9 protein-coding genes are annotated in these 13,141 nt (G+C 56.9%); 8 read left to right on the top strand and 1 reads right to left on the bottom strand.

Annotation, left to right across the window (positions count from 1 at the left end; genetic code table 11):
• Positions 1 to 65: 65 nt before the first annotated feature.
• Positions 66 to 2,180, bottom strand: a complete 2,115-nt coding sequence (locus tag PBDP_RS11140; protein WP_212800645.1) for an acetate--CoA ligase family protein — start codon at positions 2,178 to 2,180, stop codon at positions 66 to 68.
• Between the two features lie 555 nt (positions 2,181 to 2,735).
• Between PBDP_RS11140 and PBDP_RS11135 the strand changes: the two genes are divergently transcribed.
• The 8 genes from PBDP_RS11135 (at position 2,736) to pqqB (ending at position 13,140) form a co-directional block, all read left to right on the top strand.
• Complete coding sequence (locus tag PBDP_RS11135; protein ID WP_013692809.1) at positions 2,736 to 3,293, top strand: hypothetical protein; 558 nt, start codon at positions 2,736 to 2,738, stop codon at positions 3,291 to 3,293.
• Between the two features lie 142 nt (positions 3,294 to 3,435).
• The gene (locus PBDP_RS11130; protein ID WP_212802240.1) at positions 3,436 to 4,680 is read left to right on the top strand and encodes an SMP-30/gluconolactonase/LRE family protein; all 1,245 of its coding nucleotides are present in this window, start codon (positions 3,436 to 3,438) and stop codon (positions 4,678 to 4,680) included.
• Between the two features lie 58 nt (positions 4,681 to 4,738).
• On the top strand, positions 4,739 to 7,174 hold the full coding sequence (locus tag PBDP_RS11125) for a pyrroloquinoline quinone-dependent dehydrogenase (RefSeq protein ID WP_212802239.1): 2,436 nt from the start codon (positions 4,739 to 4,741) through the stop codon (positions 7,172 to 7,174).
• 322 nt (positions 7,175 to 7,496) lie between these two features.
• Positions 7,497 to 8,951: an FAD-dependent tricarballylate dehydrogenase TcuA gene (tcuA, locus tag PBDP_RS11120; RefSeq protein ID WP_212802238.1), complete on the top strand. Its 1,455-nt coding sequence runs from the start codon at positions 7,497 to 7,499 to the stop codon at positions 8,949 to 8,951.
• On the top strand, positions 8,938 to 10,095 hold the full coding sequence (gene tcuB, locus PBDP_RS11115) for a tricarballylate utilization 4Fe-4S protein TcuB (RefSeq protein ID WP_212802237.1): 1,158 nt from the start codon (positions 8,938 to 8,940) through the stop codon (positions 10,093 to 10,095). Before tcuA ends, tcuB begins: the two co-directional genes overlap by 14 nt.
• A 325-nt stretch (positions 10,096 to 10,420) precedes the next feature.
• Positions 10,421 to 11,749: a carbohydrate porin gene (locus tag PBDP_RS11110; protein ID WP_212796442.1), complete on the top strand. Its 1,329-nt coding sequence runs from the start codon at positions 10,421 to 10,423 to the stop codon at positions 11,747 to 11,749.
• A gap of 332 nt (positions 11,750 to 12,081) precedes the next feature.
• Positions 12,082 to 12,156 carry a pyrroloquinoline quinone precursor peptide PqqA gene (gene pqqA / locus PBDP_RS11105; protein WP_020295432.1) on the top strand — a complete coding sequence of 25 codons (75 nt, stop codon included), beginning with the start codon at positions 12,082 to 12,084 and terminating at the stop codon, positions 12,154 to 12,156.
• A 72-nt stretch (positions 12,157 to 12,228) separates the two neighbouring features.
• Complete coding sequence (gene pqqB / locus PBDP_RS11100; protein WP_212796443.1) at positions 12,229 to 13,140, top strand: pyrroloquinoline quinone biosynthesis protein PqqB; 912 nt, start codon at positions 12,229 to 12,231, stop codon at positions 13,138 to 13,140.
• The last annotated feature ends 1 nt before the right edge of the window (position 13,141 follow it).

The raw sequence follows: 13,141 nt of genomic DNA, 5'->3' as shown, positions 1-13,141 counted from the left end.
CGATTCACCCCTTTACAGAATGTTTTGTACATTGCTCTTTCTCGCGACAAGCTTGGGGCGGTTCATTAACCGCGCACAATCAAGGCGTCCGCGGCAATCACACCGAGGGGCAGTACAAACATTGGATTGATGTCGATTTCGGCTATATCGCTGCGCTGCTCCCAGGCAAACTGCGATAACGCCACCAACGCGCGGGCAACAGCATCGACGTCAAGGGGAGGCGCGCCCCGAACCCCGTGCATGATCACGCTGCATTGCAATTCATCGAGCATTTCCATAGCGGTTGGCAGGCCGAAAGGGGCGATTCGACACGCGGAATCCTTCAGTACTTCCGCATAAATCCCACCTGCGCCGACTACCACCACAGGGCCAAATGAAGGATCCTTGACCACCCCGGCAATCAGTTCGAAACCACCTGTCACCATCTCGGAAACGAGGACACCCTCAATGTGGGCGGCAGGCACATGCCGTTGCGCGTTGGCTAACACCTGCTCGATCGCTGACTCCAGCTCCTGGGCTGTCCGAATGCCGACCTTTACGCCGCCTATTTCGGTTTTGTGCGCAATGTCCGCAGAGACAATCTTGACGACCAGGGGCGCTTTGACTTTGTCGAACAGCGCAGCGTCAAAACCCTTCACGATCAGGTCGGTTGTGACGGGGATACCGATTGAACGCAGCATTTCCTTGGACTCGACCTCGGACAACGATGCCCGACTGCCAACGGCGGTGCTAAGCGGTACAGAAGCTCGCTCTACTTTGAGCCCCTCATCCTCTTGCATCTGCAAAATGCGCGATTGAGTCCGCTTGAATCGCATCAGCATTGCGATAGCTTTGGCGGCTCGCGACGGCGAAGGCAACACCGGAATTCCCGCATCAGCGAATACACGCAGCGCCTCTGCAACCTGAACGCTGGGGGCTGAGGAAAAAACCAGGATCGGCTTCGACGCCGACGCGGCAATTCGGGCCAATACCTGGGCTGCCGCCAGGCTGCCAGAGGCGCCTGTGGTTGCCAGGTTAATGCAAAGCGATCCTACGGCGGGGTCTTCAAGCGTCGCGCTTACAGCGGCTTCCAACTTCTGCGCATTGGCCGCCGAAAAATACCCTGCGGTAAGGTCGATTGGATTATGGACGGCCCCGATGTTAGGCACGACCGCCAGCAGCTTTTGCTGGGTATCGTTACCAAGTTCACACAAGGTCAGACCTTCAGGCTCACCCGCATCTGCAAATACGATCGCAGACCCGCCCGATACCCCCATCACCGCGACACCCCCATTGTCCGGGTATTTTTTGCTTTCCAATGCCTTGAGGAAATCCACTGCTTCATGGATCTCTCTGATCTCGACGATCCCCGTTTGCTTGAACAGGGCACGATAGAAATCATAGACACCCGTCATGCTGGCGGTATGCGATGCGGCCGCCAGTGCGCCCTGCTCGGTGACGCCGCCCTTCCAGAGCAGAATCGGCTTGCCACGCGCCGTAGCCTTGCGGCCGATTTCCAACAGCGCACGACCGTCGTTGGTTCCCTCGATATAGGCGACGATGGTGTGTGTCTCGTCATCATCAAGCAGCGCCTCAATGAGCTGCACCGTGTTGACGTCGCTTTCGTTGCCCGTCGCGATCACATGCCGGAAACCAATCCCCGCTTCGGCGCATGCAAGGGCGATGCTGTAGCCGAATCCTCCACTCTGCGTCACCAGCGATACCGACCCTTTCTCGAGTTTCGGTTCACGCGTAATGCTGCCGAATGCGGCGTAGACCCGAGAATGGATGTTGGCAAAACCGAGGCAGTTGGGCCCGATAATGCGCATGCCCGCCGCCCGGGCAATCGCGAGCATTTTCTCCTCACGGAGAATCCCTTCCGGACCGCTCTCTCGAAAGCCACCGCTCAGAACCACCGCAAAAGGAACCTTCTTCTGCGCACTCGATTCCAGCACGGCTAAAACGCCCTGCGCAGGAACGCCAACCACTACGAGGTCGACGTCGCCTTCGATATCGGCAACGGACCCATAGCACTTCAAACCTTCAAAGGTTTCGTATTTGGGATTCACCGGATAGATCGCGCCGGTGTATCCATTGCTCATCAGAGCTCTTACGGCCTGAGAGCCGGGACGTCCCGCATCCTCCGACACGCCTACAACCGCAATCGAACGTGGTTCAAGCAAGTTTTTGTAATTATTCATATCGGTACTGAAGCCCTTGATCGCTATCGAAAATCGGGAGACGAGGTAAAGAGATGCAGTCGTTTCTCTGCTCTCCCCAAAAGCAGAGCTGCCACGGTGCACTGTCGTCCGCTGCTAGACGAAAGTCAATTATTTTTGGAATAGGTTTCAATGAATGAAACCACAAACACCATCTTACACAAGCTTGCACCGGCGCTAACTCAGCACGCACCCGCCACTCAAAAGTTCCACCCATTGAAACTTGTGCTAATTATCAAAACACATGCTAGTATGATTTTGCGTCGAGCGAGGGCATGCTACGGCCTCGTATGGACGATTGATTTGTCCTGAATACATGCAGATTCAATAGGAGCATTGGTGATGATTTACACGCGCAGTGGGGCAGACGCCCTTGCAAATCGGAGCGTTATCGTTTCGCCCGGTACCGGGAACCAGCATTGGGGAACGACCTTCTTTGGCCCGCGGAGCTCTCAAGGGCGGGCCCCAGGCCCTCAGGCGACAATGTCTGAACTCAGAGCACACGAAGCAGTAGTGCCCCATTTCCACGGGGTGTCGATGTTTCAGTTGTTCATCGCTGGCAGTGGCACACTGGGTAATCGCGGTCAGGTGCTGGAACCGCTCACCGTCCAGTTCAAAGACCATCACACGGCTTACGGTCCGATCGTGGCGGGCCCGCAAGGGCTGTCCTTCGTCGCCATGCGGATGTACACCGGAAACTCCCAACCGGTCTATTTGAGTGAACCTGGCTACCGGGAACAACTGCGTCCCAGCAAACGCCGGCACCTGACGTCCGAGCCCATCAAGTTCTCCATTGCCCCTGTGATGCAGGCCCGCGAAGAAGCGAGTTGGGAACTGCTTTTTGAAGATGAGGCAGATGGCCTGCGCGCTCAGGTATTACGATTGGGCGCTGGTATGAAGGTGGACGGTCCGCCCCCTGGTATTGCATCGGGTTATTACGTTTTCGTCGGAAACGGCAGCGTGCTGCATGGCGAAGAGGAGCTTCCTCTCTGGTCCATGATCGTCGTGGAATCAACTGAGGAAAAGTTCGAGATCCAAGCAGGCGACCAAGGTGCCGAGGTCCTCGTGCTCCAGTACCCCCGGGAAGAGATTTGAAGTAGGGCCCCTCCGGCGGACTGACATTCGCTGGTCGCGTGCCCAACGTTAACGCGTAAGAAACACGGCTTCACCCTATCAAACAATAAACAAGTCTACGCCCCTGAGGGGGAGTAAAAGGCTTTGCACAATGGAGTTCGTTATGAGCATTGGCGTAACGTTCAATTTCAAAGGGCTGGTCGTGCCGATATCCGGCGCGCCCCCCAGCCGGCTATTCGCTACGACCGCTTTACCCACGCTGACACAACTCGACATGCCTGCGCCGCACACAGTGATAAACGCGACAAGCATTCATGCCTGTAGGAAACGTTCGGATAGAAGAAACAGCACCAGTGTTCATGGGGCGCTCAAAAAACTCCAGCTCCGCAGCCTGCTGGCCTGTCTGGCCATTGGCGCCGCCAGCGTTGCTACAGGCGCATACGCCGGGCAACTCCCCTCCTCTTCATCATTGGCCTACGACAAGCAGACCCAAGGCCCAGTGCCCATCCCAGTATCGGAACGAAGCCTTCCAACGGTTACAGCTCAAACCTGGTTCAAAGCATCCAACGAAGGACGGATACTGGAAGGCGCCATCTTTGACCGCGAGGGCAACCTGCTTTTCTGTGATGTTTCGGGTAAACGCGTACTTCGCCTGTCGCCGACCAAACAGCTTTCAATCGTAGCCACGATAGAGAACCTCTCCCCTGGTGGACTGGCATTTCATCCCGACGGACGCCTGTTCATCGCGGCTCTCGATCTGAACCGCAACCTCGGCGCGATTTTCGCAGTCAAACCCGATGGCACGGGAATGCAAACCATCATCGCGCAAGACGCCGGATTCATGCCCAATGACTTGGTGTTCAATAAAGAGGGTGGTTTTTACTTCAGTGACTTCAAAGGTATTTCGACCGAGCCAAAGGGCGGAATTTATTACGTTTCTCCCGATCTTTCGACTCCCGTTGTCGTCTTGCCGCATCTCTCGATGGCCAACGGCGTTACGCTAAGTCCAGACGGAAAAACGCTGTGGGCAACTGAATTTGGCCGCAATCTTCTGCATCGCATCGACCTGGCCAACGCTACTACCATCGCCACCATCAGCTCGTCCATCCCCTACCGTTTCACGGGGCCCTCCCCCGATTCGATGCGGGTCGACGCCGATGGCAATGTCTATGTGGCGATCTATGGGCAAGGTCGTGTAATGGTCTTTAACCAGATCGGTATCCCGATTGGTCAGGTGCTGCTGCCGGGGCGCGAACAAGGGCACAACCTGCTATCGACTAGCCTCGCCATTGATCCCAATACGAACACCTTGTACTCCGTCACCAGTGATGGAGATAAGGGGCAAGGAGCGACAATATTCAGTGCCAAGGTGTTCACCCATGGCTTGCCTCCGGCGTCATTCAAATGAGCCGCCTCAATGCTTGTTACCAACACGTGTGTCCTATTGATCACATGGAGAAACCCTTATGACCCCTATTGGCGCAGAGCCTGACTCTTTGAATGCCAAGCGCGATACGACAAAAGCTTCGCGATGGGTATGTCGTATCTTTGCCATTGTATTACTGATACTCGGCTTGGCCCTTTCCATTGGCGGTGTCATCTTGGTTGCGGACGCAGGTTCTGCGTACTACCTGATCACCGGGCTGGCCTTCATCACAAGCGCTGTATTTCTCTGGCGCGGTGATGCGCGAGGGGTTTGGGTCTATGCCGCAATGCTGGTCTGGACCACAGCCTGGAGTTTGTGGGAGGTGGGTTTTAACGGTTGGCAACTGGCGCCCAGACTGATTGGTCCGTTCGTTCTCGGCGCAGTACTTCTGCTACCGCATTTCACCCGACTCACGCCTGCGCCGAACACCCGGAAGCTTCCACGCGGCTGGCCATCGTTTGCCGGCGGCCTGGCCGCTGCAATCGCCTTGGGGAGCGTCACTCACGCTTTCGGACCTGACGCACCGGACTTTCCGATGTTGAGACGCGGCTTGCAATCGCAGGCGCCAGCGAAACTGCCTGAACCAATGGCCAACAACGAACGTACCGACTGGCAAGCCTACGGCAACGACCAGGGTGGAACCCGCTTCAGTCCGCTAGCAGACATTGACACAACCAACGTCTCGAAGCTGGTCAAAGTCTGGGAAGCCGACATGGCACCGGTGAACGGCGATCTCAACGCCATCGAAGGCACCCCCATCATGATGGGTAGTTCCCTGTACGCGTGTGATGGCAATAACGGTATCCATGCATTCGATGCGGAAACCGGCAAAGAATTGTGGCGCCGCGACATTTCCAACGGCGTACCGCAGTCGGGCAAACCTTGTCGGGGTGTGGCGTACTACAAAGTGCCCGACGCCAATGGTTTTTGCTCAGAGCGCATCTACGCCCCCAGCCACAACCCCACGCTGGTGGCACTGGATGCGAAAACCGGTGAATATTGCCCAGGGTTTGGTAACAACGGCGCGGTCGATCTGACAAAGGGCGTCGCACCTTACCCACATGGCTTGTTCTACGTCAGCTCGGCACCGCAAGTTATCCGCGGCAAGATTGTCGTCGGTGGTGGCATTCCCGACGGGCAATATTGGGGTGGTCCGTCCGGCGTCATCAGGGCGTTTGATGCGGTGACAGGCGAACTCGCCTGGGCCTTTGATGCCGGCGCGCCGAATCGTCTCGGCCTGCCACCTGAAGGGCAGTATTACACGCCTTCCACGCCCAACAGCTGGGCCCCCATCAGCGCGGATGAGAAGCTCGGTCTCGTCTATTTGCCAGTGGGCAACGCGACACCTGATGCTTACGGTGGGCAGCGCCGTCCCTATGACGAGGATATCTCCAGTGCGGTGATCGCTCTCGACGCGGAGACGGGTCGACTGCGCTGGAAATTCCAGGCCACGCACCACGACATCTGGGATTATGACGTCGCTTCTCAGCCCACTCTGTTGAATTGGCCTACCGCAAAGGGCATGCGGCCAGCGCTGATCCAACCGACCAAACGCGGCGAGATTTTCGTGCTCGACCGCGAGACTGGCGAACCGATCAAGGCGGTGGAAGAACAGCCTGTGCCTCAGCGTGACATTGCCAAAGGCGAATGGCTGTCCCCTACCCAACCTGCCTCTGTCGAGCTCCCTGCTTTCAGGGGGCCTCAACTGCGCGAAAAAGACATGTGGGGTGCGACGCCGATCGACCAAATGGTTTGCCGGATCATGTTCAAACAATCGCGCTACGAGGGCCAATTCACGCCCATCACGCTCGACAAGAATGTCTTGATCGATCCCGGTTCAATGGGTGGTGTGAACTGGAATGGCATCTCGCTGGACGTTGATCGCGGGCTGATGATCGTCAACTGGACTCAGGTCCCTGACCGAATCGAATTGGTAACACGCGAAGAAGCAACGCAACGCAATTTCAGGATTGCACCTGGTCTGGACGCAGGGGGACAAGCCGAGCAGCCTATGCTTGACACGCCATACGGCGCTTATCGGGTCAACTTCCTTTCGCAGCTTGGCATTCCTTGCAATGCGCCGCCTTGGGGCCTGATTGGCGCTGTTGATCTTGTCAGTGGCAAGCTCATCTGGTCCAAGCCATTTGGCTCACCGCGTGACATTGGTCCGTTCGGTCTGCCTACCCTGGTTTCCATCCCGATCGGTACACCGACCGCCGGTGGCGCCGTGACGACCCGTGGCGGCCTGGTATTTATCGGCGGTGCAGCAGAGCATACGTTCCGTGCCCTGGATGCTGCCACCGGCCGGGAGCTGTGGAGCAGTCGCCTTGCCACCAGCGCCAATGCCACGCCCATGACCTACCGCAGTCCGGTCAGCGGAAGGCAATTTGTGGTGGTCGCCGAGGGTGGGCGCCCGCATTATCGTACGAAGCCTGGTTCGAAGCTGGTTGCCTTTGCAATTCCAGATGGCAAGTAATGGCGGCTGACAATAGCTGTTCAACCAAGGAGCCGGTCCATCGTGACCTGTCTCCAAAGTCTTGAACTGGGCAAATTTGCCTGCCTCTGAAATGGGTCTATATCCATTTCAGTATCAAAACGCCCGGTGCATTTGCATCGGGCGTTTTGTATTTCAGGGAGAGTGGTAACGCCTGCCACATATCCCCCTGCACAGAAACATCACCCTTCACTAAAACTGAAGCCCTCACCTCTAAATCCGCCTTTCGCCGCGATGAGCCCATCCCTATGGTTAATCCACTGGCGGCAGTCACTTCGCCCTGCCAGTGAATCGAGGAGATACGATGGTCGACGTTCTGGTGATAGGTGGCGGCAACGCTGCGTTATGTGCCGCATTGATGGCACGAGAGGCAGGCGCCAGCGTGATGCTGCTGGAAGGCTCGCCGAAAGTCTGGCGCGGTGGAAATTCGCAGCACACGCGCAACCTGCGCTGCATGCACGATGCGCCTCAGGATGTGCTGGTCGATGCCTATGCCGAAGAAGAATACTGGCAAGATCTGCTTAAAGTCACCGGTGGTCTTACCAACGAGAAACTGGCGCGCATCGCCATTCGCGCCTCGTCATCTTGCCGTGATTGGATGCGTTCACATGGTGTGCACTTTCAGCCGCCCTTGTCGGGTGCTCTGCACGTGGCGCGCACCAACGCGTTTTTCATGGGCGGCGGAAAGGCACTGGTCAATGCTTACTTTCGCAGCGCCGAACGCTTGGGCGTGAAGATCCGTTATGACGCTCAGGTCACCGACATAGAACTGGAAAACGGTGCTTTCGTCGCAGCTCACCTGGCCGAACGGGTGATAGATGGACAGCGATTCCCAGCGGAGCGTATCGAAGCTCGCGCCTGCGTCCTGGCTGCTGGCGGATTTGAATCCAATCGCGAATGGTTACGGGAGGCTTGGGGCCAAAACGAGCGTGGTGAATGGCCATCGGACAACTTTCTGATTCGCGGCACCCGGTTCAATACCGGTGTGTTGTTGCGACGGATGCTCGATCTTGGCGCCGATTCAGTCGGCGACCCAACCCAGGCACATATGGTTGCCATCGACGCCCGGGCTCCGCTTTACGACGGAGGTATCTGTACCCGCATCGACTGCGTGTCCCTGGGCGTGGTTGTCAACCGCGATGGAAAACGGTTTTACGATGAGGGTGAGGATTTCTGGCCCAAGCGTTATGCGATTTGGGGCCGTCTGGTTGCGGGACAACCCAACCAGCAGGCCTACTCGATTATCGACCAACAGGCGCTTGGCCGCTTCATGCCGCCGGTGTTCCCTGGAACCACAGCCCGGACGTTGCCAGAACTGGCTCGCCTGTTGAACTTGCCGCAAACGCAGTTCGTTAAAACCATCGAAGACTACAACAACGCTTGCCATGTCGGCACGTTCGACCACACCACGCTCGACGACTGCCATACCGAAGGGCTTACTCCCGCCAAGACTCACTGGGCAAGGCCGCTCACCAAACCACCCTACTACGCCTATCCCCTCAAGCCAGGCGTCACCTTTACCTATCTCGGCCTGGCGACCGACGAAACGGCCGCCGTGCACTTTGATGGCAAGGCCAGCCCGAACCTGTTTGTCGCCGGAGAAATGATGGCTGGCAACGTACTGGGCAAGGGTTATACCGCGGGTATTGGCATGGCCATCGGTACTGCCTTCGGACGAATCGCTGGCGTACAGGCCGCGCTTTGTGCGGGGTTTGGTCTTTCTCCTGTGAACTCGGAGCTTCAACATGCAGCTGTTTGATCCCCAGGTATCCAGCCAACTGATCCCGGCCCTCAACCTGCAGGAAACCGAAGTCGAACGGCAGATGATCATTTGCAATGCCTGCCGCTATTGCGAAGGTTTCTGTGCCGTATTCCCCGCAATGACCCGGCATCTGGAATTCGGTCAGGCCGACATTCATTACTTGGCGAACCTTTGCCACAACTGCGGCGCGTGCCTGTCGGCTTGCCAATACGCTGCCCCGCACGAATTTGCAGTCAACGTACCCAAAGCCATGGCCAAGGTGCGGCTGGAAACCTACACCAGTTACGCCTGGCCGCAGCCACTGGGTAAATTGTACCAACGCAACGGCCTTACCTTGGGGCTGGCTTCAGGCGCTGGGTTGGCGCTGTTCCTGTCGCTTACCTTGATGATCATGGGCAACCTGTTCGTTGCCATGCCAGGCGGTAACTTCTACGGGATTTTTCCACACAACACGTTGGCACTGATGTTCAGCGCGGTGTTCGGTTTTGCCGTGTTGGCCCTGGGTATCGGCGTGCGTCGATTCTGGCGCGAAATCTCACCCGCCGAGGCACCTCTGCCGTTGAAAGCCAGTGCGGCCCTGGAGGCCGGCGCCAACGTCGCACAACTCAAGTACCTGGACGGCGGACATGGGGAAGGCTGCAACAACGCCGACGACGCATTCACCCTATGGCGCCGCCGCTTTCACCACCTCACCTTCTATGGGTTCATGCTGTGCTTCGCAGCCACAGGCGTTGCCACTCTTTATCATTTTTTACTCGATTGGTCGGCGCCCTACCCGGTTGTGAGCCTGCCAGTGCTGCTCGGCATTTTCGGTGGCGTAGGTCTGCTGATCGGCCCAGCAGGTTTGCTCTGGATGAATCTGCGGCGTAACCCGCAACAAGGGGACGAGAATCAGAAACCGATGGATCGTGGCTTCATCGCGCTTCTGTTCCTGGTCAGCGCTAGCGGTCTTGCATTGCTTGCCGGGCGCGAAACCAGCGCGTTGGGCTTATTGCTTGCCATCCACCTGGGTCTGGTCATGGCGTTCTTTCTGACCATGCCCTATAGCAAATTCGCCCACGGCATATTCCGCAGCGCTGCATTGCTGAAATACACCATTGAAAAACGCCAACCCAACCCAATCAGTGCGGGCGGCGAATGACCGGTATTTTCAAGAGCGCGCCGACGGCATCTTCGGCGCCGTTAAGTTGAAAGCAACCTTCATGACAATCACAAGGAGAGCGTTACCCATGTTCAAATAAATTACCGAGATATTCCGCAAGAACAGACGTGGCATGACTTAGATCCCGTCTTCTCATCAACTTACCGTGTGTCACGTCAAGCTCGACGCTTCCACAAAAAAGAATCCAGTAGTGCTTCGCTGGGTTCAACCCGTTGCAGACATTCTTTAATGCTCTTCCGGGCGGAAGATCAACCTGAAGATGTGTTCGATTATCTGACTAATAAAAACAAAAGCAGAGATTATCATGACCACTCATTTGAACTGCAACACGCTTAATATTTCCGCCGCATTGTTGCTGCTTTGCGGAGCGACCAACAGTCATGCACAAGAAGCCTTCAGTCCTGAGTCACCTTGGATGTTGGGAGACTGGGGCGGCCTACGCACAGAACTGCTTGAAAAAGGTTATACCTTTAACGTGCTCTACACGGGCGACGCCGCAACGAATCTTGCCGGTGGCTACGATTCTCACACCACGGCGCGGTATACCGATCAACTTGCGCTGATGAGCAATTTTGACCTTGAGAAAATACTCGGCTGGGAAGGCGCTGATTTTCAATTCACGATATCGGACCGTAACGGGCGCAATCTCACCAACGATGTGCTCACCGATCCTCGGGTGGGAGGAATCAGTCAGGTCCAAGAGGTATACGGGCGCGGCCAGACCTGGCGGCTTACACAACTCTGGTACCGTCAAAAGTTCTTTGACGGCGGGCTGGATATCAAACTGGGCCGCATGAACTTTGGCGAGGACTTCGGCAGCTTCCCCTGCAAATTCCAGAACTTGGCATTCTGCGGCGCACAGCCGGGTAACTGGGCCGGCGATATCATTTATAACTGGCCAATCACTCAATGGGCGGGCCGCGTAAAGGTCGCTTTGAGCGATGATACTTATGCGCAGATCGGTGCGTACGAGCAGAACCCTTCCTACCTGGAAATAGGTAACGGCTTCAAACTCAGCGGCAGCGGTAATGAGGGTACCTTGGTACCTGTCGAGCTGGTCCATACCACGTCGCTGGGAGCCGGACGGCTGCCAGGGGAATATCGCGTAGGGGCGTATTACAGCAGCCGTGACGCAAACGACGTCAACACAGAAGAAAACGGCATAGCAAAATCCCGCGACAGTAAACACGGCGCATGGATTGCCGGGCAACAACAGGTCTGGAAAGATCCAGACTTCGCCGCTCGTGGGCTGACGGTGTTCGCCTATGCCACGGTGCATGACAAAGCCACCAATATGATCGATCGCTATGCGCAAGTAGGCGCTTACTACACGGCCCCCTTCAAATCTCGCCCGAATGACGAGATCGGCGTCGCCATCGCCAGTCTCCACGTGAATAACCGATTCACAGATCATCAGCAGCAACTGAACGAGCGGGCGGGCGTCAGCGATTACGACGACCCTCGCTACACACCGACCCAAAGCTCAGAAACCAACATGGAAATCTACTATGGCTTTGGCGTGACCAAGTGGCTGACCGTGCGCCCCAACCTGCAATTTGTAGGCAATCCTGGCGGAGTCAGCGAGGTCAGGGATGCGTGGGTGGCCGGTTTGAAATTCGAGACCAGCCTGTAAGGGGCTCTTCCAATGCAGTTTTTTTCAGCCTGAGTTCGCACCAACATGGGAGAGTACGACAATGACATTTTGCAGCCTGCAGAATCGAGTTCAATTGTTCGCGAAGTGCGTCGTGGCCCTCGCCTCTAAATTGTCGAGTCACTCGTTCTCGTACTTGGACCAATTCCCTGAAGGCGTCCTGCTACCCGATCGTCCGGCAGTACCAGACGAGGTATAACAACCGAAACACGGCGTCGTAGGTTGGGTGCGCCTTGGAACGCTGCAAAATGATCCCAACCAAACTCAGAAATATGTACCTGACAAACGTCTCATCACTTGATAGGAGTACTTTCATGTCTTGGTCCAAACCTGCTTACACCGACCTGCGTATCGGTTTTGAAGTCACCATGTACTTCGCAAACCGTTAAGTTTGTACCTGATGGACAGCGCCTCGGCCTGCCGAGGCGTTTTATTTTCGGTTCCAGAATGATGGAGCAACCATGTTCGTCCAGATTCTAGGTTCTGCCGCCGGTGGCGGTTTCCCCCAGTGGAACTGCAACTGTGCCAACTGCGCAGGTTTTCGCGACGGCAGCCTGCGGGCCCAGGCGCGCACCCAATCGTCCATCGCCCTGTCCGATGACGGTGTGAACTGGGTGCTGTGCAACGCCTCTCCGGACATTCGCGCCCAGCTCCAGGCGTTTGCCCCGATGCAGCCGGGCCGGGCCCTGCGCGACACCGGCATTGGCGCGATCATCCTGATGGACAGCCAGATCGACCACACCACCGGCCTACTCAGCCTGCGTGAAGGTTGCCCACATCAAGTCTGGTGCACCGACATGGTCCATGAAGACCTGAGCACTGGCTTTCCACTGTTCAACATGCTGACCCACTGGAACGGCGGGTTGAGTTGGAATCGCATCGAACTCGACCAGAGCTTCACCATCGCCGCCTGCCCGAACCTGCGCGTCACCCCACTGCCCCTGCTCAGCGCCGCACCGCCCTATTCACCGCATCGCTTCGACCCGCACCCGGGCGACAACATCGGGCTAATCGTCGAAGACCTGCGCACGGGTGGCAAGCTGTTCTATGCCCCTGGCCTGGGCAAGGTCGACGAGTCGTTGTTGCAGATCATGGCCGGCAGCGATTGTCTGCTGGTGGACGGAACGGTGTGGGACGACGATGAAATGCAGCGCCGTGGTGTCGGCACCCGCACTGGCCGGGAAATGGGCCACCTGGCCCAGAATGGTCCGGGCGGCATGCTCGAAGTGCTGGAGCATTTGCCGAAGCAGCGCAAGGTGCTGATCCACATCAACAACACCAACCCAATCCTCGATGAAGACTCCTCCGAGCGGGCCGAGTTGGTGCGACGCAATGTCGAAGTCGCTTACGACGGCATGAGTATCGAACTGTAGG

Source organism: Pseudomonas sp. St290 (genome assembly GCF_018325805.1).
Classification (GTDB): Bacteria; Pseudomonadota; Gammaproteobacteria; order Pseudomonadales; family Pseudomonadaceae; genus Aquipseudomonas; species Aquipseudomonas bijieensis.
Note: the sequence above shows the minus strand (reverse complement) of the source record. Positions and strands in the feature narration are given on the sequence as shown.

What these genes read in the sequence shown, in the direction of transcription:
- PBDP_RS11130 (WP_212802240.1), top strand. Translation starts at nt 3,436, where the DNA reads ATGAGCATTGGCGTAACGTTCAATTTCAAAGGGCTGGTCGTGCCGATA.
- PBDP_RS11135 (WP_013692809.1), top strand. Translation starts at nt 2,736, where the DNA reads ATGTTTCAGTTGTTCATCGCTGGCAGTGGCACACTGGGTAATCGCGGT.
- tcuB (WP_212802237.1), top strand. Translation starts at nt 8,938, where the DNA reads ATGCAGCTGTTTGATCCCCAGGTATCCAGCCAACTGATCCCGGCCCTC.
- PBDP_RS11140 (WP_212800645.1), bottom strand. Translation starts at nt 2,180, where the DNA reads ATGAATAATTACAAAAACTTGCTTGAACCACGTTCGATTGCGGTTGTA.
- PBDP_RS11110 (WP_212796442.1), top strand. Translation starts at nt 10,421, where the DNA reads ATGACCACTCATTTGAACTGCAACACGCTTAATATTTCCGCCGCATTG.
- PBDP_RS11125 (WP_212802239.1), top strand. Translation starts at nt 4,739, where the DNA reads ATGACCCCTATTGGCGCAGAGCCTGACTCTTTGAATGCCAAGCGCGAT.
- pqqB (WP_212796443.1), top strand. Translation starts at nt 12,229, where the DNA reads ATGTTCGTCCAGATTCTAGGTTCTGCCGCCGGTGGCGGTTTCCCCCAG.
- tcuA (WP_212802238.1), top strand. Translation starts at nt 7,497, where the DNA reads ATGGTCGACGTTCTGGTGATAGGTGGCGGCAACGCTGCGTTATGTGCC.